Below are 25,859 nucleotides of genomic sequence, written 5' to 3' on the forward strand. Positions count from 1 at the left end.
CAGGCCGAAACCTTCCCCCTGAACCCGCGCCAGCGCATGCTGGCCGGGCTGGTGCTGGCGTTCAGCAATTTCATGGTCGTTCTGGACCTGACGATCGCGAACGTGTCGGTGCCGCACATCGCGGGGAACCTCGGCATTTCGCCTGACCAGGGTACTTGGATCATCACATCCTACGCTGTGGCGGAGGCGATCTGCGTGCCGCTGACCGGCTGGCTGGCCCAGCGGTTCGGGACGGTGCGCCTTTTTACCTGGGGCATGATCGGCTTCGGGCTGTTCTCCTTGCTGTGCGGCCTGTCGACCACGCTCGGCATGATCGTCGCCTGCCGCATCGGGCAGGGGCTGTGCGGCGGTCCGCTGATGCCCATGTCGCAGACGCTGCTGATGCGCATCTATCCGCCGGAACAACGGGCAAAGGTCATGGGGCTGTGGGCGATGACCACGCTGGCGGGGCCGGCGGTGGGGCCGATCATCGGCGGCTATATCAGCGACAATTGGAGCTGGCACTGGATCTTCTTCATCAACCTGCCGATCGCAGCCGTTTGCGTCTTCGCGGCGATGGCGTTGCTGGGGCCGGTGGAAACCGAGCGGCATAAGCTGCCGATCGACTATATCGGTCTTGGCCTGCTGATCTTCTGGATCGGATGCCTTCAGATCATGCTGGACACCGGGCGCGATCATGACTGGTTCGGCGATCCGATGATCGTCGCGTTGGCCGTGATGGCGGCAATCGGCTTCCTCGTCTTCATCATATGGGAATTGACGGAGGAACATCCGATCGTCGATTTGCGGGTATTCCGCCATATCGGCTTCACATCGGGCGTGATCACCCTGTCGCTGTGCTTCGGCGCTTATTTCGCCGGCATCGTCATCATTCCGCAATGGCTGCAAATGTCGATGGGCTATACGGCCTATTCGGCAGGCTTCGTCACTGCCTTCACCGCGATGACCGCGATCTTCGCCGCTCCCTTCGCTGGGCGTGCAGTGGGGAAGATCGACGTGCGCTTCCTGATATCGGGGTCGGTGATCTGGATGGGGATCGTCACCATGTGGCGATCGAGCTGGACCAGCACGGCTGATTTCTGGACGCTGTCGTTGCCGCAGGTCGTTCAAGGCTTTGCCATGCCCTTCTTCATGATCCCGCTGACGACGCTGACCCTGGGCTCGGTACCGCCGGAGGAAACCGCTTCGGCAGCGGGCATGCAAAGCTTCCTGCGAACCCTTGCAGTCGCGATCTCGACGTCGATCGTCCTTACCGGCTGGGGCAATGGCCAGCGTGTCGCGCGCAACGAACTGGTGTCCGCGCTTGATCCGGGCGTAGGCTCCTCGCTGGCGGGGACCGGCATATCGGCGGCACAGACGCCGCAGATGATTGCCGATCTGGTCGATCAGCAATCGACCGTGCTGTCGATGAACCATGTCTTCTTCGTCGCCGCGCTGGTCCTGTTCCTTGCAGGCGCGCTGGTCTGGATCGCGCCCAAGCCGACCGCCCGGGTGGACATGTCGGCGGCTCACTGACCGAGGCGGATTTCCCGATTTATGCCGATGGCGCGCAGGAACGGCTCGTCATGGCTCACGACGATCAGCGCGCCGTCATAGCCAGCCAGCCCCTGTTCGATCGCTGTGATGCTGTCGAGGTCGAGGTGATTGGTCGGTTCGTCCAGCATCAGCAGCGGCGGTAGCGCCGCGCCACCCAGCACGCAGGCGAGGCCCGCGCGCAGCAACTGCCCGCCGCTAAGGCTCCCTGCACTTTGTAGCGCGAGATCCGCCCGGAACCGGAAACGCGCTAGCGCGGCTCGCACTTCATTATGCGTGGCTTGGGGGTGCAGACGCGAGAAATTGTCGGCGATGCTGGACTGCGGGTCGAGCAGGTCGACGCGCTGGTCGAGCAGCGCGCAATCGACCCGCCGCTCGATGTGTCCGGACAGCGGGGGCAGGGTGCCCGCGATGACATGCAGCAGCGTTGATTTGCCTATGCCGTTGGCCCCTGTAATGGCGATCCGCTCCGGTCCAGTGACATTTAGGGAAAAGCCGTCGAGCACTGGTTTGCGCCCAGCATGACCGGCTGTGATATGGTCCAGCACGACGACCCGTTGGCCGGCCGATAGTCCCGTGGACGGCAGCGTGACCGTCAGACTCTCGACCCGTTCGATCCGCTCGCGTGCAGCACTTGCGGCCTCGGTGGCCTCCAGCCGCAAGCGCTCCGCAAGTCGGGCCGCTTCGCCGCCTGAACCCTCGGCCCGGTCCTTGCGCATGCCGATCAGGATGCGCGGCATATCGCCCTTCGCTCCTTTTCGCGCGCCTGCGGCATCGCGCCGTTGCTTGCGCTCAGTCGCGGTCTGCGTTCGCTTGGCGACGTCTTTCATCCGCCTTTCGGCCTGGGCTAGGTCCTGCTCCGCCGCTGCGAGTTCGACCGCCTTGCGCGCCTGCCAGGATGAAAAGTTCCCTCCGTGACGGCTGATGCCCAAGCTGGTCAGTTCGGCAATCGCATCCATCTCCTCCAGCAGGGTGCGGTCATGGCTGACAATGATCGCTCCCGCACGCCAGCGTCCCAGCAGCGCAATGAGCGCGGTTCGGCCTTCCGCATCCAGATTGTTGGTCGGCTCGTCCAGGAGAAGGAAGTCCGGTTTGGCGAAGACGGCTGCGGCAAGCGCCGCCCGCGTGCGTTGGCCACCGGACAGTTTATCCAGCTCCGTGTCCGGGCCGGCGGTGAGGCCGACCTCCGCCAGCGCTTCCTCCATCCGGGCCGGCAGCGTCCAGTCGCACGCCTCCAATTCGTCGACTGTGGCGTCCCCCCGCTCTGCCTTGGCGAGCAGGGCTATTGCCTCCCGCACGCCGAACAGATCGGCGATTGTTTCGCCAGGGCTGACCTGCACGGTCTGGCGCAGTTCGGCCAGGGTGCCGTCGATCTGGACGGTTCCGCCGCTTGGCTTCAGCCTGCGTGCGATGATGGCGAGCAGCGTCGATTTGCCGACGCCATTGCGCCCGACAAGTCCGATCCGCTCGGAAGTGAAACGAAAATCGAGATCCGAAAGGACCGTGGTGCCGTCAGGCGTGGACCAGCTTAGGCGAGAGAGGATGATGGCGGGCATGGACAAAAAACTTCCTGAAAGCAGAGCGTTGGGGCTGCGCGATCAGGTGCATGTCCATGTTGATGATCCTCCGGAAACTGGCCTGTGCTAATATAGCAGCGGCGACGCGATGGCAACCGGGGCCAACCGGCACCGATTGACGCGGCGCAGCATCGCGGTCACTGAAGGGCCAAAAGGGCTGGGTCAGATGCGAATCGTCATCATCGATGACAGCGGCCTGCGCGCGACGGTTCTGGAAGAAGGACTGCGCGAGGCGGGCTATGACGATATCCATATCGTTCCCCCGCGCGGCGGCTTCGTCGCGCGGCTCGAACGCATGGCGCCCGACGTGGTGCTGATGGACCTTGGCAGCCCCAGCCGCGACACGTTGGAGGAAATGCTTTCGGTCAGCCGTGCGCTTGCCCGGCCGATCGCCATGTTCGTCGATCAGTCAGATGAATCGATGATCGGCGCTGCGATAGACGCAGGCGTGTCCGCCTATGTCGTCGATGGCCTGCGCAAGGAGCGGGTGAAACCGGTGCTGGAACTGGCGGTGCGCCGTTTCAACGCTTTTGCCCGGTTGCAGACCGAACTGGACGAAGCGCGTACCGCGCTGTCTGACCGGAAGATCATCGACCGCGCCAAGTCCATCCTGATGAGCCAGCGCGGCCTCAACGAACCCGACGCATACGCGTTGTTGCGTTCGAGTGCGATGAACCAGGGAAAGAAGATCGTGGATGTCGCGCAGGCCCTGATCACGGCCAGCGACCTGTTGGGAGGGGGGCTATGACGAGCATTGGGACGACAGCGCTGCGCATTGCCTATCTGCCGCTGACCGATTCCGCCGTGCTGGCGGTAGCGCGGGAAAAGGGCTTCGCTGAGGAAGAGGGCATCGCGCTCGACCTTGTCCGCACCACCAGTTGGGCGACGCTACGTGACCGGCTGGTCTTCGGGCAGGTGCAGGCCGCGCATATGCTGGCGCCGCTCGCCATCGCCGTCACGCTGGGCCTCAGCCAGCAGCCCGCGCCGCTCTCTGCGCCTTACAAGCTCAACGTCAACGGCAATATGCTGGTGATGGCGAAGGAATTCGCCCAAGCGCTCGATCCGGACGTCGCCGCCAGGCTGGATGATCCGCTGGGAACGGCGCATGATTTCGCCGCCGCCATTGGGCTTTGGAAACGCAAGCCCGTGATCGGCATCGTCCATCGTTTTTCCAGCCACGCTGTCATGCTGCGTTATTGGCTGGCAAGCGCGGGTGTCGATCCCGACCGGGACGTGCTGCTGCGCGTCGTGCCGCCTTCGCTGACGGTAGAAGCCATGCGCGCGGGCGAAATTGACGGCTTCATCGCGGGCGAGCCTTGGGGCAGCGCGGCGGTAGATGCCGATCTGGCCGAAGCAGTCGCGATTGGCGAGCGTATCTGGCAGCGCGGCGTCGAAAAGGTGCTGGCCTTCCGCACGCCCTGGCTTGAGGAAAATCCGCAAGCCGTGGATGGTCTGATCCGGGCGCTGGTAAGGGCGGCGGCCTGGTGCGATGAGCCCGTCAACCATGAAGCGTTGGCGCATCTGCTATCCCAGCCGCATTTCGTCGATCAGCCCGCCGACCTCATCCTGCGTGCACTGTCCGGCCGCATCACAGCGCGGGCCGACATGCCGCCGCTGGAAATGCCGGACTTCATGCTTTTTTCTCGGGAGGCCACGCCCTTCCCGTGGCGCAGTCAGGCGCTCTGGCTCTATTCGCAGATGGTCCGTTGGAAGATGGTGGAGCATACGCCGGAGAATGTAGCTAAGGCCGGGTCGGTATTCCGCCCCGACATTTTCCGCCGGGCGCTCGCGGAAAGCAATGTGCCGATCCCCGGAGCCAGCATGAAGGTGGAAGGCGCGGTTGCCACGCCGCTGGCCGTGGGATCGAAGCGCGGTGAACTGACGTTGGGGCCGGACAGGTTCTTCGATGGACGCGTGTTCGATCCCGAAAGAATAGAGGATTTTCTGGCGAGTTTTTAGCCCGGGCCTGACGCAGCGGGCGGAGTGGTCCGCTTCTGCGAAAAAATTGTGCCTTGCAACATGAAACGAATCATTAGATAAGATCAAGATCGCGCGACGAAGCGCGTTTATGGATGAGCACGCCCAAGGATGGGGTCGGGCTCTCCTCAAACAGAATTTGCAGCAAAGCCGCTGGCCGGATCTCGTGAAGAACGAGCGTCCGGAGAGCGGCTTTTTTTGTGTCCATTTCACAAGATTGAAGGACGTCATCATGGCAACTGCTTATTGGGACAGCGAGAAAGGCGCAGAGGGGCAGGCGGCTCCGACCAGCTTCTGGAAAGCTGGCCACACGCCGACGCTGATCGCCGCTTTCCTCTATTTCGACCTTGCCTTCATGGTGTGGGTGCTGCTCGGTCCCCTCGCGCCGTCGATTTCGAAGACGCTGGGCCTGACGCCCGCTGAAAAGGGGTTGATGGTCGCCGTCCCCACGCTGGCGGGCGCGCTGCTGCGCGTCGTCAACGGCCTGTTGGTCGATCGCATTGGCTGCAAGCAGGCCGGCGCGATCAGCCAGGTGATTGTTATCCTTGGCCTCTTCGCTGCGTGGTTCATGGGCGTTAACAGCTTTGGCGGCACGTTGGCGCTGGGCGTGATCCTGGGCTTTGCCGGTGCGTCCTTCGCCATCGCGCTGCCGCTGGCGAGCCGCTGGTATCCGCCAGAGCATCAGGGCAAGGCCATGGGCCTCGCCGGCATGGGCAATTCGGGCACAGTGCTCGCCTCGCTCTTCGCGCCGGTGCTGGCCAAGCTGTTCGGCTGGAACTCGGTGCTGGGTCTTGCCTGCATTCCGCTGACCATCGTTTTCATCGCCTACATGATTATGGCGAAGAACGCGCCGAACGCGCCCGCGCCCAAGAAGCTGACGGACTATTTTCGCCCCCTGAAGAGCGCCGACGCCTGGTGGCTGATGGGCTTTTACTCAGTGACGTTCGGCGGATTTGTCGGACTGGCCGCGTCGCTCCCCATCTACTTCACCGATCAGTTCGGCCTCACCCCGATCGTCGCGGGCTACTGCACGGCAGGTTGCGTCTTCGCTGGCTCGCTGGTCCGTCCGATGGGTGGGGCGCTGGCTGACAAGATCGGCGGCGTGAAGGCGCTGATGATGGTCTATATCGCTGCTGCCCTGGCGCTGGCCGGTGTTGCTTACGCCCCGACGCTCTTCTCGGCGCTTGGTCTGTTCGTCGCCGCGATGCTCGCGCTCGGCATCGGCAACGGCTCGGTGTTCCAGCTCGTGCCTCAGCGGTTCCAAGAGGAAATCGGTGTCATGACCGGGCTGGTCGGAATGGCTGGCGGCATTGGCGGCTTCTATCTTGCGTCGTCGCTGGGCATCGCCAAGCAGTTCACCGGCAGCTTCGCACCGGGCTTCCTGATCTTCGCGGGCCTTGCCGTGGTCGCTTTCCTCGGCATCTCGCTGGTCCGTGCCCGCTGGCGCGCAACATGGAGCAGCGGCGCGCGCATCTGATACAAGTTACGTGGAGGGGAGGCGGCGGCACTCGAAAGAGGAGCCGCCGTCCTTTTGCATCTGCGAAAGAGCAGGTGGTTTGGGAAATTAGCCGAAGGAATCGCTTGACCCTCCCTGCCTTTCGCTTATGCTGCGATGCAAAGGACGAGGTTGTCCTTCTACCATAGTCGAAGCCGCCCGCTGATGGGCAGTAGAGACGTTAATGATGGCAAAGCCGCCATCCAGACCTCTGGGTTCAAAGCCCAGGGGTCCGGATGGCGGCTTTTTTTATTCTGGAGTCAAGGGATGGATTTTCAGAAAAACAGCGGACCGGAGACGGCCAACGAAGAGGAAATCTTCGTGCCTTCGGACGATGTTCGTGAACATCTGGTGGTTGTCGGCAACGGTATGGCCGGTTGCCGCGCGATCGAGGAACTGCTGGCACGCGATGCGGGGCGCTATCGCGTCACCATCTTCGGTGCAGAGCCTTATGTGAACTATAACCGCATCATGCTCTCGCCGGTCCTGGCCGGGGAAAAGAGCTTTGATGACATCATCATCAACAGCCGCGAATGGTACTCGGAAAATAATATCGAGCTGATCGCGGGTGATCCGGTGACGGCGATAGACCGCACCGCCAAGACCGTCACGAGCCAGTCGGGTCGCACTGTTGGCTATGACAAGCTGTTGATCGCCACCGGGTCGGATCCCTTCATTATCCCGGTTCCGGGGAAGGATCTGCCCGGTGTCATCAGCTTCCGCGACATGAAGGATGTCGACACCATGCTGGAAGCCGCGAATAACGGCGGCAGTGCGGTGGTGATCGGCGGCGGTCTGCTCGGCCTGGAAGCCGCGCATGGCCTGACCCTGCGCGGCATGAAGGTGACCGTCATTCACCTCATGGACACGCTGATGGAGCGGCAGCTCGATGAAGCGGCGGGCTGGCTGCTCAAGACCGCGCTGGAAGGGCGCGGCCAGACCATCCTGACCGGGGCTAATACCGACGAGATTTACGGCGACGGCAAGGTCGAGGGCGTCCGCCTGAAGGACGGCCGCGAAATTCCGGCGAGCCTGGTGGTGATGGCGGTCGGCATCCGCCCCTCGACCGCTCTGGCGCGCGAAGCTGGTCTGGAAGTCAATCGCGGCATCAAGGTCGACGACCACATGGTCACGAGCGACCCTGATGTCCTCGCGGTCGGCGAATGCGTCGAGCATGACGGTAATGTCTACGGCCTCGTCGCGCCGCTGTGGGACATGTGCCGCAGCCTCGCCGACGGCCTCACCGACCAGCACACCGGCTATAAGGGCTCGGTCACTTCGACCAAGCTCAAGGTCGCCGGTCTGGATGTCTTCTCGGCTGGCGATTTCTCGGGCGGCGAGGGCTGCGAGGACATCGTCCTGCGCGACGCCTCGCGCGGGGTCTACAAGCGCGTTGTCGTTAAGGACGACAAGATCATCGGCGCGGTGCTCTATGGCGATACCGTCGATGGCGGCTGGTATTTCGACCTGCTGAAGCGCGAAGAGGATGTCGCCGACATCCGCGACCTGCTGATCTTCGGCCAGGCTTTCGCCTCGGGAGGAGGCGCGCTGGACCCTAAGGCGGCCGTTGCGGCGCTCTCGGATGATGCCGAGATCTGCGGCTGCAACGGCGTCAGCAAGGGCCAGGTCGTCGCTTGCATCGAAGCGGGCAATTGCAGCCTCGATGCTGTTCGCGGCAGCTGCAAGGCTTCCGCAAGCTGCGGCAGTTGCACGGGCTTGGTGGAAAACCTGCTGGCGGTAGTTTTGGGCGATGACGTCCCGTGGGGTCCCAAGACGCTGTGCAAGTGCACCAGCTTCGGCCATGACGATGTCCGCCGCGAGATCGTGGCGCAGAATATGCGTTCGATCCCCGAGGTGATGCAGAAGCTGCACTGGTCCACGCCGGATGGCTGCTCCTCCTGCCGCCCCGCGCTCAACTATTATCTGCTCTGCGCGCTACCCGGCGAATATGTCGACGATCAGCAGAGCCGCTTCGTCAATGAGCGCATGCACGCCAACATCCAGAAGGACGGTACTTACTCGGTGGTCCCGCGCATGTGGGGCGGCCTGACCAATCCACGTGAATTGCGCGCGATCGCCGATGTGGTCGAGAAATATGATGCGCCGATGGTGAAGGTGACCGGTGGCCAGCGTCTCGACATTTTCGGCATCAAGAAGGAAGACCTGCCCGCCGTTTGGGCCGACCTGAATGCCGCGGGGATGGTGTCGGGTCACGCCTATGGCAAGTCGCTGCGCACGGTGAAGACCTGCGTTGGGTCGGAATGGTGCCGCTTCGGCACGCAGGACTCCACCGGCCTTGGCGTCAAGACGGAGCGGATGACCTGGGGGTCGTGGATGCCCCACAAGTTCAAGATCGCCGTATCCGGCTGCCCCCGCAATTGTGCGGAGGCGACGATCAAGGATTTCGGCGTGGTCTGCGTGGACTCAGGCTATGAACTGCATGTCGGCGGCAATGGCGGCATCCATGTCCGGGCCACCGACCTGCTGTGCAAGGTCGCGACCGAGCAGGAAGCGCTCGATTATTGCGCTGCCTTCATCCAGCTGTACCGCGAGGAAGCGCGCTATCTGGAACGCACCGCGCCGTGGATCGAGCGCGTGGGGGTCGAATATATCAAGAGCCGGATCGTGGAAGATGAGGCCGGCCGCGAGGCGCTCCGCAGCCGGTTCCTCTATTCGCAGAGCTTCTCTCAGGATGATCCCTGGGCGCAGCGCGCAGCCGGTGCGGACGCCGAACTGCACCAGCCGCTTGAACCCATCGCCATCGCTGCGGAGTGAACGACATGACCGACTGGATCGACATCGGAACGCTGGCCGACATTCCCCAGCGCGGCGCCCGCACGGTGCAGATTGCCGGGGAAAAGGAAATCGCGGTGTTCCGCACCGGCGACGACCATGTTTTCGCGCTGGTCAATGAATGCCCGCACAAGAAGGGGCCGTTGAGCCAGGGCATCGTCCATGGCCACAGCGTCGCCTGTCCGCTGCACAACTGGAACATCGCCCTGAAAACGGGCGAGGCGCAGGGCGCGGACGAAGGCTGCACGCCGACCATTGAGGTCCGCCAAGAGAGCGATCGCATCCTGATCGCTCGTCCTACGGCGCTCAAGGCGGCTGCGTGAGCTTCCGGTCCCCAGCCATAACGGCGGGGATCTGGGTGGGGGCAGCCTGCTGGCCATCCCTTGCGGCATGCGCCTCCACCCAATTCTTGTTCCTCGGGAAGAAGAGGTAAGAGCATGACTGAGGCCATCCGCACCACCTGCGCCTATTGCGGCGTCGGTTGCGGCATTTCGGCCACGCCGACCGGACCTCGGTCGGTGACGATCAAGGGCGACGAAGCGCACCCGGCCAATGGCGGGCGCCTCTGCTCCAAGGGCACGCATCTGGGCGAGACGGTGGGGCTGCAAGGCCGCCTGCTGCATCCGATGATCGGCGACAAGCGGGCTAGCTGGGGCAAGGCGCTCGACACGGTGGCGAAGAAGTTCCGCGAAACGATCGATCGCTATGGCCCTGACAGCGTGGCTTTCTACGTCTCGGGTCAGTTGATGACCGAAGACTATTATGTCGCCAACAAGCTGATGAAGGGCTTCATCGGCTCATCCAACATCGACACCAACAGCCGCCTCTGCATGTCGAGCGCGGTGGCTGGTCACAATCGCGCCTTCGGCGAGGATGTGGTGCCCGCCAGCTATGAGGATCTGGAGCAAGCGGACCTGATCGTGCTGGTCGGCTCCAACACCGCCTGGTGCCACCCCATCGTCTATCAGCGCATCCAGGCCGCCCGCGCCGAACGCGGCACCAAGCTGGTCGTGATCGATCCGCGCCGCACCGAAACCTGCGAAGGTGCGGACATACATTTGCCGGTCAAGCCCGGCACCGACGTTGCGCTGATGAACGGCCTGCTCGCTTGGGTAGCGCAGGAAGGCATCATCGATCCTGCCTATATGGCCGATCATGTGAACGCCCCCGAGGGCTTCTGGGAGCACATCCGCACAGGCCATGACCTGTGGACCACCGCCAAGACCTGCGACATTGCGCCCGCGCTGCTGGAGCAGTTCTTCAGGCTGTTCGCCGCGACCCCGCGCACGGTCACGATGTTCAGCCAGGGGATCAATCAGTCGATCCGCGGTACGGATCAGGTCAACGCGATCATCAACGTCCACCTTGCCACCGGCCGCATCGGCAAGCCGGGCGCGGCGCCTTTTTCGATCACGGGCCAGCCCAATGCGATGGGCGGCCGCGAAGTCGGGGGGCTTGCCTCGACGCTCGCCAGCCACATGGACTTCGCGCCGGAAAATGTGGAGCGTGTCGGCCGCTTCTGGGCTGCGCCGAAGATGGCGACCAAGCCGGGTCTGAAGGCCGTCGACCTGTTTCGCGCGATCAACGAGGGCCGGATCAAGGCGTTGTGGATCATGGCGACCAATCCCGCCGTATCGCTGCCCGACGCCAATCGCGTGCGGGAAGCGCTGGAGTCCGTGCCGTTCCTGGTCGTGTCGGACATCATGACCGACACCGACAGCAGCGTGCATGCTGACGTCCGCTTGCCCGCCGCTGGTTGGGGTGAGAAGGACGGCACCGTCACCAATTCCGACCGCACCATCAGCCGCCAGCGTCCTTTCCTGGCGCTGCCTGGCGAGGCGAAGCCCGATTGGTGGATCGTCACGGAAGTGGCCCGTCGAATGGGCTGGCGCAACGCCTTCGCCTATGACCGGCCGGCCGACATCTGGCGCGAGCATGCGCGTCTGACCGCTTATCAGAATGACGGGCAGCGCGTGCTCAACCTGCGCGCCCAAGCTACCATCGGCAATGATGCTTATGACGCGATGGAGCCCTTCCGCTGGGGTGGAGAGAAGCCCTTCGCCGATGGACGTTTTTCGACTCCCGACGGCAAGGCGCGGCTGGTCCTCACCAAGCAGATGGACCTGCAAGAGCCACTGAAAGCATGGCCGATGACGCTCAACACCGGCCGTTATCGCGACCAGTGGCACACCATGACCCGCACCGGCCTTTCGCCCAAGCTCGCCCGTCACCGCGAGGAGCCGCTGGTGGACATTCACCCGGCAGACGCGGAGGAACTCGGCATCCTCGACGGCGACCTTGCCCGCGTTCAGACCGCGCAGGGCAACAGCATCTTCCGCGTCAGCTATAACGAAGGCCAGCGCCGAGGCGAGATCTTCACCCCGATCCACTGGACGGACCAGATTTCGACCGGCGGCCGCACCGGCCTGCTGCCCCGTCCGCTGGTCGATCCGCATTCCGGTCAGCCCGGCTTCAAGCTGACTCCCGCCAGTATCGAGAAGGTGGCTACGGAGTGGAAGGGCTTCCTGATCCTGCGCGGTGAGCAGCCCGCCAAAGTGCCCTGCCTATGGGCGACCCGCGTCACCGTGCCGGGCGGCGCACTCTACGAAGTCGCGGGAAATGGCGATGCCGCCCGCCTCGAAGCTTGTCTGCCCAAGGGCGATCGGGTCGAAGCCATCGACATGACGCGCGGCACCCGCCGTGTGGCGATCATCGCGGATGGAAAGCTCGCGGGCATCCTTATCGTCACTAAGACCGGCCTGCTTCCCTCACGCGATTGGCTCATCAGCCAGCTGGAGGCCGAAGACGTGGGAGCGTCGGTCCTCGCTGCGCGGGGTCCCGGCAACCAGCCGGACAAGGGGCCAACCATCTGCGTCTGCTTCGATATCGGCCTTAATCAGATCATGGCCGCCATCCGCGAGCAGAGCCTGGTGGATGTGCCTGCCATCGGCAAGGCGATCGGCGCGGGAACCAATTGCGGATCGTGCCGCCCCGCGCTCGCCAACATCCTCGCCCAAATTCCGCAGGAGACGCTCCATGCAGCCGAATGACCTTATTGCTCCCGGTGAAGTATGGCTGGTCGGCGCGGGGCCGGGTGACCCGGACCTCCTGACGCGCAAGGCGGAGAAGCTGATCGCGGCGGCGGATATTGTCTTCTACGACGCGCTGGTCGGTCCCGGCGTCCTCGACCTGATCCCCGAAGGTGTCGAGCGGGTCAGCGTGGGGAAGCGTTCGGGTCGCCATAGCAAGGCGCAGGAGAGCATCAACGACCTTCTCCTCGCCGCCGCGAAGACTGGCAAGCGCGTCGTGCGCCTGAAGGGGGGCGACCCATCCATCTTCGGGCGCTCCGCCGAGGAGATGGAGCATCTCGCCGCTGACGGCATACGCTTCCACATCTGCCCGGGCATCACCACTGCCAGTGCAGCGGCGGCGAGCGGCAGCGCTTCGCTCACCCTGCGCGGGGTGGCGCGCGGCCTGACGCTGGTGACGGCGCATCTGAAAGCTGGCGAGCCGCTGAAGCTCGATTGGGATGCGCTCGCTCGCCCTGGCGGCACGCTCGGCATCTATATGGGCCGCGCCGCTGCTGGAGAGATCAGCCGCCAGATGATCGCCGCCGGGCGCGATCCCGAAACGCCGGTGATGGTTGCGGTCAACGTGTCGCTTCCCACCGAACGGCTGATCCGCGGCAAGCTGTCCGCGCTCGCCTTCCTGGTAGCGACGATCAGCGATGAAGATCCGACCCTGCTTCTGATTGGTGAAGCGGTGGCGGGCACGGCCATGCCTGTGGAGGTCGCGACGAGCGTCGCTCTGCAAGCCTGAACTCTGGACCCTCCGCAGCTTCGCCCTGAGCCTGTCGATGTCCCTACCTTAGTTGGAAGGAAGGCAAGGGGCATCGACAGGCTCAGACATCGCCCAGCCCGGCCAGATCTTCCGGCCGATTAATGTTGGGCAAAACTATATCCGGTCGCTCGACGATCCGCGCCCCGATCCGCTCCAGCCAGCCATAGATGGACCGGTTATTCTCCTCGGCCAGATGCGCGTCCAGTTCGGCCGCGAGCGGAGCAGGCCAATATCCCGCCAGCTGCTGTCCCTTCAGCACCGCAGCTCCTTCGCCGGTCAGCGCCTCCGCGAGCGCAGCCGGGTAAAGCGGCATGTCGCATCCGGTCGTCAGCACCGCGTCATAACCTTGGGTAGCCGCATGATGCAGCGCGGCGTTGAGGCCGCCGAGCGGCCCCATGTCCGGTGCGGGTCGGTCTGTGAGGCTCATCATGCCCTCGACCGTCCGCCCGCAAACCACCACGGCTTCCACATGCGGCCCGATCGCGGCCGCCGCATGCTCCAGCAGCGTCCGTCCGTCCGCCAGCACGGCAAGCGCCTTGTCGCTTCCGAACCGGCTGGATCGCCCCCCGGCCAGCACCGCGCCCAGCAATCGCATCGATCCACTCCTTGGCAGAACCTTGTCTTTCCCCTATGGCGCGGCGCGTGAGCGGGCAACCGTTCACGACAAGAAGATCGCGCCGGAAAGGGAATGCGGTGCGGGCGAGCTTTCGCCCAATTCCGCGGCTGTCCCTGCAACTGTAAGCGGTGAGCGCGATGCACTTGGGAACCCGTAGCCTTCGAAAGGGGAAGGCGAGGGTGACCGGCCACTGGGCAAAAACAGCCCGGGAAGGCCCGTGCATCGCTGCCCTGACCCGCGAGCCAGGAAACCTGCCGGCGCATGGTCGCTCTTGCCTTGGGTCCAGGGACCGGCCCGGGCACGGTGTTTTCCGTCTGAGCGACGCGAAGCGGCGGGGGCCGCATCGGTGTGCGGGGCGGGGCGCTGGCGTCTGTCCTTTGCCGCAAGCCGGCCGTTCGAGCGGAAGCCTCCGTCCCAGAGTCGCTTGACGCTCAGGGAAGACAAAGATGATCAGGACCGGAATTTCGCTGCTGGCGCTGCTCGCCGCTACCCCCGCGCTTGCGCAGGACAATGACGACATTATCGTCACTGCTCTCGGCATCCAGCAGCCGCGCGATGAAGTCGGCCAAGCCGTCACCGTTATCGATGCCAAAACGATCGAGACCCGCCAGAATGTCAGCATCGCCGATCTGATCGCCACCACGCCTGGGGTGCGGTTCAACCGCGCGGATGCCGTGGGCGGCGTCACCGGCATTTCGATCCGTGGCGCGGAAACGACGCAGACGCTCGTGCTGCTGGACGGCGTTAAGGTGAATGATCCGAGCGGCATCGGCGACATGTATGATTTTGGCAATTTGCTGACCGGCAATATCCGGCGCGTCGAAATCCTGCGCGGCTCGAACTCGGTCGTCTATGGCAGCCAGGCGATCGGCGGCGTCATCAACATTATGAGTGGCGAGCCGGGCGAGGGCTTCGGCGGCACCGCCTCGGTCGATTATGGCTATGCCGACACGCTGAATGCCAAGGCCGATGTGTCAGGCACCAGCGGCATTGCCTCGGGCGGTGCGGGCGTCGCCTATTTCCGGACGGATGGGATTTCCGCTGCACAGGGCGGCACGGAGAAGGACGGTTATGAAAATATCGCCACCCACGCCAAGCTGAAGCTCAGCTTCACCGACAATCTCAGCCTGGATCTGCGTGGCTATTATATTCATGCGGATCTGGACACCGATGTGTTCTTCGGTGCGCCGATGGACACCGCCGACAAGAGCAAGCTTGACCAATATGTTGGTTATGCGGGTCTCAATCTAGCGTTGCTCGATGGCAAGCTGACCCAGCGTGCCGCCGTCACCTGGTTCCGCAATGACCGCGATTATTTCTCTCCGTTCGGCGACTATGGCTATTCCGGCACCAACCTGCGCTTCGAATATGAAGGTGTCTATCAGCCGGTCGATCAAGCCAAGCTGATCTTCGGTTATGAGCATGAACGACCCGACTATGATTTCACCGGCTTCGGTTCGACCGAAAGCCACCGGGCGAATATCGACAGCGTCTATGCACTGGCGGTGGTGAAGCCGCTCACCGGGCTGGCGCTCACCGGGGGCGTGCGTCATGACGACCATAGCCAGTTCGGCGGCGCGACCACGCTGGGCGCCAACGCCAATTACACGCCCAATGCAGGGCAGACCAACTTCCGCGCAAGCTATGGCGAAGGCTTCAAGGCGCCATCGCTCTATCAGCTTTACGACAGCTTCAGCGGCAACAGCACCCTTAGTCCTGAACAGTCGAAAAGCTATGATATCGGCATCGACCAGCGGCTCGACGGCAATCGGGCGATCCTCTCGCTCACCGCTTTTCAGCGGGACATTCGCGACCAGATCGACTTCGACTTCGGCACATCGCGCTACTTCAATCTTGGCCGCACGCGCGCCAAGGGGGTGGAGGCGATGCTGACGCTGAGGCCGGTCGATGCGCTGGCGGTCACGGCCGCCTACAGCTATATCGATGCGCGCGACCGCGATACCGGCGCTCGCCTGCCGCGCCGCCCCACCAACGCCGTCAGTGTTTCGGCCGATTATGACTGGTCGTTCGGCCTGTCCACGGGGGCCACGCTGACCATGGTGAGTGACAGCTTCAACAATGCGACGTTGACGCAGCGGATCGATGGCTATGCGCTTCTGGGCGTCCGCGCCTCCTTTCCGATCACGCAGAATCTGGAAATATACGGCCGCATCGACAATCTGACTGATGAGGCATACGCCACCGTCTATGGCTACAACACCTACGGCCGCTCGGCCTTTGGCGGCGTGCGTGTCCGTTTCTGACGGCAGGCTGGAGGGGCGGGCGTGATCTTTCGCCCCTCAATGGCCCGACGTGGCGTTCACCTGAGCCACGATGCTGCGGGCGGCCTCTACATAGGCGGGGCCGCCGCACACCGTCCAGGCTTGCGGCACCCGGATGCGCGGGATGGATCGCAGCACCGGATGCTGCAGCATCTCCGTCCCTTGATCGACCACCTTCTCGCTTCCGCTCTCGACGATCAGCCAGTCGGGCTTCGCCGCAATCAACTGTTCCAACGGGACCTGCGCCAGCGCCGGTTTGCCGAGCTTCGCCGCAAGATTGGTGAGGCCGGCACGCCGGATCAGCTCATCCACCAGCGTGCCCGTTCCCGTCATATAGCCGCGCCGCTGATAATAAGCCGCCACTCCGCTGCGCCGGGCCGGGGAAAGGCTGGCAAGATCGCGCTCCATGGAGCGGATCAGCGTCTCACCGCGCTCCCGATGGCTAACCGCCGCGGCGACTTGCCGGATCTGCACGCGGATGGACGCGAAGCTGTCGGCGCTTGTCAGCCCAAGCTTGCGCCATCTGCCGGGCGGCGCACCTACGACGCCGCCGGCACCGTCCGCAAAACCGATCAGCAGATCGGGCCTGATCGCCAGCACCTCTTCCGCAGGTCGTTTGAGCGTGCGGAAATGCCGTGCCTTGGCCACCGCGGCCGACAGTTCCGGATCATGGCCATAGGGGCTGAGCGCGGCGATCTGCGCCGGATCGGCGAGCGCCAGCACATATTGATCGGCGCAGGTGTTGAGCGACACGATGCGCTGGGGCGGGGCAGGGGCTGCGCCCGTCAGGCTGAGCAGGCACAGCGCCTTCATGATCTTTTTGCGCATCAACCCTGCCTCGATAAAGCGCCGTGTTACTGCCTTCGCAGGAGCACCTCTATCAACGGCGTCGGAGTGCGCAAGCCATGACCGCCCGGCGTCACCCGCTGCTGCTCCCCGCGCTCATCGCTCTTGTTCTGATCGCCGCGCTTGGCTCCATCACTCTGGGCGCAGTCCCGCTTGCGCCCGGCCGCATCTTCGCGGTCCTCACCGGAGGCGGCGATGAGGTTGCCCGCGCAATCCTCATCGATCTGCGGATCCCTCGCATGCTGCTCGGCCTGATCGTCGGCGCGATGCTGAGTCTCGCGGGCGCGTCGCTCCAAGGCTATTTGCGCAACCCTCTCGCTGAGCCGTCGGTCCTCGGCGCTTCAAACGCGGCAGCTCTTGGCGCCGTCTGCGCCCTCTATTTCGGCTTGGCGCACCTGCATCCCGTCATCCTTCCCTTGCTCGCCATCACCACCAGCCTCGTCGCCATCACCGCCCTGTTTTTGCTCGCCGGTCCTTCGGAAAGCCCACTCACCCTCATTCTCGCGGGGATAGCCGTCGCGACATTGACAGGGGCGGGGATCAGCCTGTCGCTCAACCTCTCACCCAATCCCTTCGCAGCGATGGAGATTATGAGCTGGCTGATGGGCAGCCTGGAAAACCGCAGCTACGCGCATGTCTGGGTCGCGCTCCCCTGCGTCCTTATTGGTTCTGCGCTGCTTATCGCGGATGGCCGGAACCTCGATGCGCTGACGTTGGGGGAAGAAGGGGCGCAGGCCCTTGGTGCGGATCTGGCCAAGACCCGTCTGCGCATCATGTTGGGTGTGGCGATCGGCGTCGGTGGTGCGGTGGCTGTCTCTGGCGCGATCGGCTTTGTCGGGCTCATCGTGCCCCATCTCGTTCGCCCGCTAACCGATCGATCCCCTTCCGCCATATTGCTTCCCTCGCTGCTGGGTGGCGCGGCGCTGCTCACTTTGGCCGACATTGGCGTGCGCCTCATCCCCACCAGCAGCGAACTCAAGCTTGGCGTGCTGACCGCACTGCTGGGCGTCCCGGTCTTCCTCCTCCACCTGATGCGGGAGCGGCGGCTATGGTGACGATCCGTACAGAGCAGCTCACGGTACGCCTCGGCCGCCATCCGGCCGTGAGCGGCATCACGCTCGATCTCGTTCCGGGCCAGCTGGTTGGCATCGTCGGCCCCAATGGTGCTGGCAAATCGACCCTCATCCGCGCCATGCTCGGCCTGGCAAAACCGATCAGCGGCGCTGTTTCGATAGATGGAACCGCCATCGCCCGCCTCTCGCGGCAGGAGATTGCCCGCCGCATCGCTTATTTGCCGCAGGGCCAGACGCTGCACTGGCCGCTGCTGGTGGAAAGGCTGACGGCGCTGGGCCGCATGCCCCATCTCGGCCCGCTCTCCCGCCTATCGCCGCAGGATGAGGCGCTTGTGGATGCCGCACTCGCCCGCGCGGACGTCTTTCACTTGAAGGGCCGCATCGCCACCGAACTGTCCGGCGGAGAACGCGCCCGCGTTCTCCTTGCCCGCGCGCTTGCCGTCGGCGCGCCCGCCCTCATCGCTGACGAGCCGCTGGCGGCGCTTGATCCGGGTCATCAGATCGACGTCATGGATCTGCTCAAAGCTGAAGCGCGTGGGGGATCGCTGGTCGTTACGGTCCTTCACGACCTCGGTATGGCCGCTCGCTATTGTGACCGGCTGCTGCTGATGGACAAGGGCAAGCTCGTCGCTGATGGCGCGCCGCTTGACGTTCTGACAGAGCAGAGCCTTGCAGAGGTCTATGGCATCTCCGCTTGCATTGATGCCAATGGAGACTGGCCCTTGATCCTGCCAACCGGCCGGATCAAGGGTTAACGGCCTTATTCCGCAAAGCCGCGGGGAGCCGCCGCCACTACCGTGTAGGTGCCGGCCCCAATCTCTGACACCTCCAGCGCCCGTTCCGCCACGCCATTGCGCCCGAAGCGGAACGCCCCGTCGATCCCGGAGAAGCCGCCGGAGTCGCGCAGCCTTGCCGCCGGGAAGGCCGTGCCGGGGCGCCAATCCCGCGCGATGCGCACCGTCAGTAGCACCGCATCATAGCCGAGCGCCGACAGACGGAAGGGAGAACTGCCATAGCGCGCGCGATATTTGCCCGCGAGTTGACCATAGAGTCCGTCGGAAACGCTGGCGAACCACGCCCCCCGCAAGACCGGACTCGACGCCAGGCTGTTGTCGGTATTCCACAATTCCGTTCCCAGCAGCCGTGCGCCTGCGCCACCATTCTTCCGCACGATCGGCGCGATCTGCAGCGCCACGCGCCCGCTGTCCGCGATCAACAGCGCGTCATAGCTGGACGATGCGTGCAGCTTCTTGACCGCCGCCGTCATGGAAGCCGCAGTCCGGTCGAAGGTCTGCATCGACACCACCGTGCCGCCTGCGCTCTCCACCGCGCGCAGCAGCGCCGTGCCCGACCGCTCGCCATAGACACCCTTTGGCACCAGAGCCGCGAACTTCGACAGGCCCTTGCCGCGTGCGAATTCCACCACCCGCTCGATCGACTGGTTGGGGTTGTAGCCCATGATATAGACGCCGTTGCCGGCGACGCTCACATCATTGGAAAAGCTTATCACCGGCACATTGGCCCGTGCCGCGATCGGCCCCACGATCCGTGCATCCTCCGCCAGCAGCGGCCCCAGGATCAGCCGGTTGCCCTCTGCCAGCGCCCGGCTGACGGCCGCCGCAGCTCCCATGCCGGTGTCATAGGTGGTGATGCGCACCCGGTCCGCCTTGGTATCCAGCAGCGCCAGCGTGGTTGCATTGGCGATCGACTGGCCGACGCCTGCATTGGGTCCGCTCAGCGGCACCAGCAGCGCAACGCGATGGCGCATCGTGTCGGTGGGAAGGCCCTGTGTCACATCGGGGCCGGTAGGGGTGGGCTCAACTGGCGCCGGGCCAGCGCCCCTCGGGACGACTGACTGACAGGCGGCGACCAGCAACGCGCTGGCCGCGAATAAAATCCGTGCACCGCGCTTCATGGCCGCGAACATGTCCGCTTGCCGGAGGGCATCCGTCTCTGTCATCTGGCGTCCTTATGGAAACTCGAACTTCTAGGCTGGAGCCTGGGCTTTACATCGTTGCTGGGCCGATCGGCAACCTCGGAGACCTTACCCCCCGCGCGGCCGAAGTCCTGCGTCTGGCCGATGTGATCGCCGTGGAAGATACACGGGTGAGCGCACGACTGCTGCGCCATGCCGGGTCCGACCGGCCGATGATCCCCTATCACGACCATAGCGCAGAAGGCGTCCGCGCCCGTCTGATCGAGCGGATGGCGAGCGAATCGGTCGCGCTGCTTTCCGACGCGGGCACTCCGCTCATCTCCGATCCAGGCTACAAGCTGGTGCGCGACGCCCGCGTTGCCGGGCGCCAGATCACGACGCTTCCAGGCCCCAGCGCCGCTATTGCCGCGCTTACTCTCTCGGGCCTGCCGACCGACCGTTTCCTCTTCATGGGCTTCCTTCCCGCCAAGCAGAAAGCCCGCGCCGATGCTCTGGCGGAGGTCGCCCCCCTGCGCGCGACGCTTATCTTCTACGAAAGTGGCCCGCGCCTTTCCGAAAGCCTCACCGCGATGGCCGAGGGGCTGGGGGACCGCGAAGCCGCCGTCAGCCGGGAGATCAGCAAGGCGTTCGAGGAGACCCGGACTGGGACCCTCACCGAACTCTCCGCCCGCTATGCCGACGCGCCACCCAAGGGCGAGATCGTCGTAATTGTTGGCCCGCCTGGCGAAGCGCCGCCCGCCAGCGCAGAGGATGCCGACGCCGCCCTGTTGGAAGCGATGGAGCGCTTGCCCGTCTCGAAGGCAGCCGGGGAAGTCGCCAAGAAGCTCGGCCTGGACCGCCGCGCGCTCTACGATCGTGCACTGGAACTGAAGGGATGAAGCGGCAACAGGCCGAAAAGCGGGGTCGCCAGGCTGAACGCATCGCGGGCTGGTGGCTTCGCCTCAAGGGCTGGCAGATTGTCGCCCGCCGTCTGCGCACGCCAGCGGGGGAGGTGGACCTTGTCGCCCGGCGCGGCTCAATGCTGGCCTTCGTCGAGGTGAAGGCCCGCGCGACGGGAGCCGATCTGGACCTCGCCATTGACGAACGCCGCCTTTCGCGCGTCGCTGCGGCGGCGGAAATGCTCTTCTACGATCTCGCCAAACCGGGAGACGACATGCGGATCGATGTGATCCTCCTTGCGCCCGGCCGTCCGCCGCGCCATCTGGCGAATGTCTGGCATGGGGGGTGAAGACCGCCCAAGGCTCCACCTCCCGCTCGAAACGAACGGTGCTTGTAAAAGGGCTTTTTGGATGACCGATCTTAACCCCCTCACCGTCGCCGTGCAGATGGACCCGATGGAAGGGATCAACATCAAGGGCGATTCGACCTTCCACATCATGTTGGCAGGGCAGGCGAGGGGGCACCGCCTTTACCATTATCTCGCGCCCGACCTCACCTATCGCGACGGCCGCGTGCTGGCGAACGCGCGTCCTGTGAAGGTGCAGAAGGTCGAAGGCGATCATTTCGCCTTTGGAGAGGCCGAATTGCTGGACCTTGGCCGGGATGTCGATGTTGTGCTGATGCGCCAGGACCCGCCTTTCGACCTCAGCTATATCACCGCCACCCATCTGCTCGAACGGGTGCAGTCGGAAACCCTGGTGGTAAACGATCCCGCCTCCGTGCGTAACGCGCCGGAAAAGCTATTCGTCCTCGACTATGCGCGCTTCATGCCGCCGACGATGATCACCCGCGACCTCGCGGAGGTCAGGAGCTTTCTTGCGGAGCATGGCGAAGTCGTCGTGAAGCCGCTCTACGGCAATGCAGGCAACGCCGTCTTCCATGTCGGCCAGTCCGGCGCGAACCTGTCGGCGCTGGTGGAACTGTTCAACGCCTCATGGGTCGAGCCCTTCATGGTACAGGCCTTCATCCCCGGTGTAGCGCAAGGCGACAAGCGCATCGTCCTGATCGATGGCGAAGTCGCGGGCGCGATCAATCGCATTCCGGGCGCTGGGGAGATCCGCTCCAACCTAGCGGTGGGAGGCTCGGCGGCCAAGACCGAACTCACCGACCGTGAGCTGGAAATCTGCGCCGCCATGGGTCCGGAATTGAAGCGCCGGGGCCTGCTGTTCGTCGGTATCGATGTGATCGGTGGCGAATGGCTGACCGAAATCAACGTGACCTCGCCTACCGGCATCGTCTCCATAGACGCCTTCAACGGCACCGATACGGGCGGCATGATCTGGGACGCCATTGATGCCCGTCTGGCGGCGCGGGTGGCTGCTTGACAACAGAGGCAATGCGCTTTCCCGAAATTGTCCGCTGGGATGACGAATAGATGACCCAATGGGTCCTCCACCTAATCGACGCGGGAGGCTATTGGGGCATCTTCCTCCTGATGGTCATCGAAAATGTCTTCCCGCCCATCCCATCCGAACTGATCATGGGCATTGGGGGCATTCGCGTCGGCCAAGGCCGCATGGCGATGGAATGGCTGCTACTCGCCGGCACTCTCGGCACCACGCTGGGCAATTATTTCTGGTATCTGGTCGGCCATATATTGGGCTTCGCGCGCCTTAAACCGGTTGTTGATCGTTATGGCCGCTGGGCGACGCTGGAATGGAAGGATGTGGAGGCGCTCGACCATATCTTCGGCAAATATGGCCAGATCGTCGTCTTCGTTTTCCGCTTCCTCCCCGCTTTCCGCACGATGATCTCGCTGCCTGCGGGCCTGTTCCGCATGGGGCATGTGAAATTCCTCGCCTGGACGGCGGGAGGTGCGCTGATCTGGAATATCATCCTGGCCTATGCAGGCTATATGCTCGGCCAGAATTTCCGCGACATCGACAAATATGTGGGACCTGTCGCGACGGCCTGCGTCGTGGGAGCAATCGCTCTCTACCTCTGGCGCCTCGCGACTTGGAAGCCGAGGGGCTAATTCAAATCCCCTTCCTTCGCCCGACGGGAACGGAGGTTAGAGTTCAAGCCCGCGGATGTGCATTTCGGTACACATCCAGCAGGTGCGCCGCATCCACCTGCGTATAGATCTGCGTTGACGACAGGCTGGCATGTCCCAGCAATTCCTGCAGCGACCGCAAATCCGCCCCGCGTCCCAGCAGGTGCGTCGCGAAACTGTGCCGCAGTGCGTGCGGGGTGGTCCGATCCGACAGCCCCAGCCTCCCACGGGCGCCTTGCACCGCGCGACGGATGATTGCCGCCGACAGCGGCCCGCCCCGCGCGCCTCGGAACAGCGGCTGATCCCGCGCCACGGGATAGGGGCAAGCCGCCACATAAGCTTCGATCGCCGTCCGTACCTGCGGCAGCAGCGGTACGATCCGCGTCTTGCCCCGCTTGCCGGTCACGCGCAGCGTCTCGTCCAGCGGCACAACATCCCCCATCAGGCCCACGGCCTCGCCGATCCGCAGTCCCGCGCCATAAAGCAGTAGCAGCACTGCCCAATCCCGTGCGCCGATCCACCCTTCCCGCGCGGTTTCGGCGATGTCCTCGGCTAAGGCCACCGCCTCATCGGGTGAGACAGGCCGAGGTAGCCCCCGCTTCACCCTAGGCCCCTTTAGTGCCGGCACGCGTGCGTCCTCGCCCCCGGTGAATTTCAGAAAGCCCCGCACCGCCGACAATTCCCGCGCCGCCGACACATTGCCGATCCCGTCCATCCGTCGCGACGTCAGGAATGCGCGCAAATCCGCCTGCTCGATCTTCGCCAGCAGCCCCGCCGTCACCGCTTCGCCGCGATGCTCCTCCAGGAAGGTGATCAGCCGCTCCGCCGTCGCCATATAAGCGCGCACGGTATGGCTGGACCGCCGCCGGTCCAGCGCCAGATGACAGCGCCACGCTTCCACAAGATCATTCAATGTCCGGCTCTCCGTGAGGATTGATAGTAGGCCAGCCCTTATCCAAACGGAATCCCTCATCCCGCGCGCCCTTGAAAATCCCTGCCAAATGGGCACATGAGGCGCATGGCCACCGCCCCAGACCCAGCCGATATGCCCACAGGCGCCCTGCTTCAGATTTCGCCGTTGGTGGGGCGGGTGCTGGCGCCCAATCCATCGCCCTTCACCTATACCGGCACTCAGACCTATCTGATCGGCATCACCGATCTTGCCGTTATCGATCCCGGCCCGGATGATGCGAATCATCTTGCCGCGCTGCTCGCCGCCATCGGTGGTCGCCCTGTGCGCGCGATCCTATGCACTCACACCCATCGCGACCACAGTCCCGCCGCGCGTCCGCTCAGTCAACAGACCGGCGCCCCCGTTATTGGCTGCGCGCCGTTGACGCTGGAAGATGACGGCCCCCGCGCCGACGCCGCCTTCGACGCGACCTATGTGCCCAATCGCGTCCTCGCCGATGGCGAACAGGTGGCGGGGCAGGGCTGGACGCTCGAAGCTGTCGCCACGCCAGGCCACACTTCCAACCATCTCTGCTTCGCGCTGATTGAGGAGAATGCGCTCTTCACCGGCGATCATGTGATGGGCTGGTCGACCAGCGTCATTTCGCCGCCCGATGGCGACATGGCGGATTATATGCGGTCGATGCAGCGCCTGCTCGACCGGCACGACGCCATCTATTACCCAGCCCATGGCGATCCGGTGGAAACGCCCCGGCGACTGGTGCGGGGCATGATGGGCCACCGTAAGCAGCGCGAGGGGCAGATTTTGCGCTTCCTCGAACGCAACGGCGTGTCGAAAATCCCCGATATGGTGGCGGAGATGTACAAGGGCGTCGATCCGCGGCTTCACCCCGCCGCAGGCCGTTCTGTCCTCGCCCATCTCATCGACCTCGACGGCCGGGGGATCGCTGCGGCGACGGGGGACGGCCGCTGGCAACTGCGCTGAGCGATCAACAGATACTGGCCAATCCGCGCAACGCCCGCTAGGGGCGCGCTGAAAGGCCCGTGAGGAGTAGGGACATGAACGCCATCACCGGAATTCCGCAGGGTATCGATCTGCGCGCGGAAATCGACCGCCTGCGCAAGGAACGTAACGCCGTTATCCTGGGTCATTACTACCAGAAGCCAGAAATACAGGACTTGTCCGATTTCGTCGGCGATTCCCTCGAACTCTCGCGCAAGGCAGCTGAGACGGACGCGGACGTCATCGCCTTCTGCGGCGTGCGCTTCATGGCGGAGACGGCGAAGATCCTTTCGCCCGAAAAGATCGTCGTGCTTCCCGATATGGATGCGGGCTGCTCCCTTGAGGACAGCTGCCCCCCCGCGCAGTTCAAGGCGTTCCGGGAAGCGCATCCAGATCATATCGCGCTCAGCTACATCAACTGTTCGGCGGAGGTGAAGGCGCTGAGCGACATCATCGTCACCAGCTCGTCTGCCGAAAAGATCCTGGCGCAGATTCCCAAGGACCAGAAGATCATCTTCGGCCCCGACAAGCATCTGGGCGGCTATCTCTCCCGCAAGCTGGGCCGCGAGATGCTGCTCTGGCCGGGCGTCTGCATCGTCCATGAAGCATTCAGCGAGACAGAGCTGTTGAAGCTAAAGGCCGAGCATCCCGACGCCCCCATCGCTGCGCATCCCGAATGCCCGCCGCACATCGTCGATCACGCCGACTATATCGGGTCGACCAGCGGCATCCTTGAGTTCTCCAAGAAGATGCCCGGCGACACGCTGATCGTGGCGACCGAACCGCATATCATCCATCAGATGCAGAAGGCGGTGCCGGAAAAGACCTTCATCGGTGCGCCCGGCGCAGACGGCAATTGCAACTGCAATATCTGTCCGTACATGGCGCTTAACACGATGGAAAAGCTCTACCTCGCGCTGCGCGACCTCCAGCCCCGCATCGAAATGGAGGAGGGCCTGCGCCTCGCTGCGAAGAAGAGCCTCGACCGCATGCTCGAAATGGCGAGCGGCACGGTGGGGCAGGGCGATCTGGGCAACCGCTGAG

At 64.1% G+C, this 25,859-nt stretch carries 22 protein-coding genes and 1 riboswitch; of the genes, 17 read left to right on the forward strand and 5 right to left on the reverse strand.

What is annotated here, in order from left to right:
* Positions 1–36 precede the first annotated feature (36 nt).
* On the forward strand, positions 37–1,515 hold the full coding sequence (locus ACZ5Y5_RS00470; RefSeq protein ID WP_464810554.1) for a DHA2 family efflux MFS transporter permease subunit: 1,479 nt from the start codon (positions 37–39) through the stop codon (positions 1,513–1,515).
* On the opposite strand, the gene ACZ5Y5_RS00475 is transcribed toward ACZ5Y5_RS00470, so the two are convergent.
* Entirely contained in the window at positions 1,509–3,089 is a 1,581-nt protein-coding gene (locus tag ACZ5Y5_RS00475) for an ABC-F family ATP-binding cassette domain-containing protein (protein ID WP_464809264.1), read from the reverse strand. The genes ACZ5Y5_RS00470 and ACZ5Y5_RS00475 overlap by 7 nt on opposite strands.
* A gap of 187 nt (positions 3,090–3,276) precedes the next feature.
* Here ACZ5Y5_RS00475 and ACZ5Y5_RS00480 point away from each other — a divergent pair, with 187 nt between their 5' ends.
* From ACZ5Y5_RS00480 to cobA, 7 genes are all read left to right on the forward strand, one after another.
* A complete protein-coding gene (locus ACZ5Y5_RS00480; protein ID WP_464809265.1) occupies positions 3,277–3,858 on the forward strand; it encodes an ANTAR domain-containing response regulator in 582 nt (193 codons plus the stop codon).
* Entirely contained in the window at positions 3,855–5,069 is a 1,215-nt protein-coding gene (locus ACZ5Y5_RS00485) for a CmpA/NrtA family ABC transporter substrate-binding protein (protein WP_464809266.1), read from the forward strand. The genes ACZ5Y5_RS00480 and ACZ5Y5_RS00485 overlap by 4 nt, the downstream gene beginning before the upstream one ends.
* Before the next feature lie 250 nt (positions 5,070–5,319).
* On the forward strand, positions 5,320–6,564 hold the full coding sequence (locus ACZ5Y5_RS00490; RefSeq protein WP_464809267.1) for a nitrate/nitrite transporter: 1,245 nt from the start codon (positions 5,320–5,322) through the stop codon (positions 6,562–6,564).
* A 285-nt stretch (positions 6,565–6,849) separates the two neighbouring features.
* Positions 6,850–9,357 carry a nitrite reductase large subunit NirB gene (gene nirB / locus ACZ5Y5_RS00495; RefSeq protein WP_464809268.1) on the forward strand — a complete coding sequence of 836 codons (2,508 nt, stop codon included), beginning with the start codon at positions 6,850–6,852 and terminating at the stop codon, positions 9,355–9,357.
* 5 nt (positions 9,358–9,362) lie between these two features.
* On the forward strand, positions 9,363–9,698 hold the full coding sequence (gene nirD / locus ACZ5Y5_RS00500) for a nitrite reductase small subunit NirD (protein WP_464809269.1): 336 nt from the start codon (positions 9,363–9,365) through the stop codon (positions 9,696–9,698).
* Between the two features lie 114 nt (positions 9,699–9,812).
* Positions 9,813–12,425, forward strand: coding sequence for a molybdopterin-dependent oxidoreductase (locus ACZ5Y5_RS00505; protein WP_464809270.1), 2,613 nt, complete (start codon positions 9,813–9,815; stop codon positions 12,423–12,425).
* On the forward strand, positions 12,412–13,194 hold the full coding sequence (gene cobA, locus ACZ5Y5_RS00510; protein WP_464809271.1) for a uroporphyrinogen-III C-methyltransferase: 783 nt from the start codon (positions 12,412–12,414) through the stop codon (positions 13,192–13,194). Before ACZ5Y5_RS00505 ends, cobA begins: the two co-directional genes overlap by 14 nt.
* 82 nt (positions 13,195–13,276) lie before the next feature.
* Here the strand turns inward: cobA and mobA are convergent, their stop codons facing one another.
* A complete protein-coding gene (mobA, locus tag ACZ5Y5_RS00515; protein ID WP_464809272.1) occupies positions 13,277–13,810 on the reverse strand; it encodes a molybdenum cofactor guanylyltransferase in 534 nt (177 codons plus the stop codon).
* 24 nt (positions 13,811–13,834) lie between these two features.
* Positions 13,835–14,104, forward strand: a riboswitch (cobalamin riboswitch).
* 173 nt (positions 14,105–14,277) lie between these two features.
* Between mobA and ACZ5Y5_RS00520 the strand changes: the two genes are divergently transcribed.
* Positions 14,278–16,095, forward strand: a complete 1,818-nt coding sequence (locus ACZ5Y5_RS00520; RefSeq protein ID WP_464809273.1) for a TonB-dependent receptor plug domain-containing protein — start codon at positions 14,278–14,280, stop codon at positions 16,093–16,095.
* A 36-nt stretch (positions 16,096–16,131) separates the two neighbouring features.
* Here the strand turns inward: ACZ5Y5_RS00520 and ACZ5Y5_RS00525 are convergent, their stop codons facing one another.
* Positions 16,132–16,941, reverse strand: coding sequence for an ABC transporter substrate-binding protein (locus ACZ5Y5_RS00525; protein ID WP_464809274.1), 810 nt, complete (start codon positions 16,939–16,941; stop codon positions 16,132–16,134).
* Between the two features lie 77 nt (positions 16,942–17,018).
* Between ACZ5Y5_RS00525 and ACZ5Y5_RS00530 the strand changes: the two genes are divergently transcribed.
* The gene (locus tag ACZ5Y5_RS00530) at positions 17,019–18,014 is read left to right on the forward strand and encodes a FecCD family ABC transporter permease (RefSeq protein WP_464809275.1); all 996 of its coding nucleotides are present in this window, start codon (positions 17,019–17,021) and stop codon (positions 18,012–18,014) included.
* Entirely contained in the window at positions 18,008–18,787 is a 780-nt protein-coding gene (locus ACZ5Y5_RS00535; protein ID WP_464809276.1) for an ABC transporter ATP-binding protein, read from the forward strand. Before ACZ5Y5_RS00530 ends, ACZ5Y5_RS00535 begins: the two co-directional genes overlap by 7 nt.
* Positions 18,788–18,792: 5 nt before the next feature.
* Here ACZ5Y5_RS00535 and ACZ5Y5_RS00540 read toward each other — a convergent pair whose 3' ends face one another.
* Positions 18,793–19,992, reverse strand: a complete 1,200-nt coding sequence (locus tag ACZ5Y5_RS00540; RefSeq protein ID WP_464809277.1) for a penicillin-binding protein activator — start codon at positions 19,990–19,992, stop codon at positions 18,793–18,795.
* A gap of 11 nt (positions 19,993–20,003) precedes the next feature.
* Here ACZ5Y5_RS00540 and rsmI point away from each other — a divergent pair, with 11 nt between their 5' ends.
* The 4 genes from rsmI (at position 20,004) to ACZ5Y5_RS00560 (ending at position 22,882) form a co-directional block, all read left to right on the forward strand.
* Complete coding sequence (rsmI, locus tag ACZ5Y5_RS00545; RefSeq protein ID WP_464809278.1) at positions 20,004–20,846, forward strand: 16S rRNA (cytidine(1402)-2'-O)-methyltransferase; 843 nt, start codon at positions 20,004–20,006, stop codon at positions 20,844–20,846.
* The gene (locus tag ACZ5Y5_RS00550; RefSeq protein WP_464809279.1) at positions 20,843–21,196 is read left to right on the forward strand and encodes a YraN family protein; all 354 of its coding nucleotides are present in this window, start codon (positions 20,843–20,845) and stop codon (positions 21,194–21,196) included. The genes rsmI and ACZ5Y5_RS00550 overlap by 4 nt, the downstream gene beginning before the upstream one ends.
* Positions 21,197–21,257: 61 nt before the next feature.
* Entirely contained in the window at positions 21,258–22,232 is a 975-nt protein-coding gene (gene gshB, locus ACZ5Y5_RS00555) for a glutathione synthase (protein WP_464809280.1), read from the forward strand.
* A 50-nt stretch (positions 22,233–22,282) separates the two neighbouring features.
* Positions 22,283–22,882 carry a DedA family protein gene (locus ACZ5Y5_RS00560; protein WP_464809281.1) on the forward strand — a complete coding sequence of 200 codons (600 nt, stop codon included), beginning with the start codon at positions 22,283–22,285 and terminating at the stop codon, positions 22,880–22,882.
* Between the two features lie 43 nt (positions 22,883–22,925).
* Here the strand turns inward: ACZ5Y5_RS00560 and ACZ5Y5_RS00565 are convergent, their stop codons facing one another.
* Positions 22,926–23,813: a tyrosine recombinase XerC gene (locus ACZ5Y5_RS00565; RefSeq protein WP_464809282.1), complete on the reverse strand. Its 888-nt coding sequence runs from the start codon at positions 23,811–23,813 to the stop codon at positions 22,926–22,928.
* Positions 23,814–23,918: 105 nt separating this feature from the next.
* Here ACZ5Y5_RS00565 and ACZ5Y5_RS00570 point away from each other — a divergent pair, with 105 nt between their 5' ends.
* Both ACZ5Y5_RS00570 and nadA read left to right on the forward strand, forming a co-directional pair.
* Positions 23,919–24,797 (forward strand): MBL fold metallo-hydrolase, encoded by an 879-nt coding sequence (locus tag ACZ5Y5_RS00570; protein ID WP_464809283.1) that lies wholly within the window; start codon positions 23,919–23,921, stop codon positions 24,795–24,797.
* 74 nt (positions 24,798–24,871) lie between these two features.
* Positions 24,872–25,858, forward strand: a complete 987-nt coding sequence (gene nadA / locus ACZ5Y5_RS00575; RefSeq protein ID WP_464809284.1) for a quinolinate synthase NadA — start codon at positions 24,872–24,874, stop codon at positions 25,856–25,858.
* Position 25,859 lies beyond the last annotated feature (1 nt).

Source organism: Sphingobium sp. TomTYG65 (genome assembly GCF_055395525.1).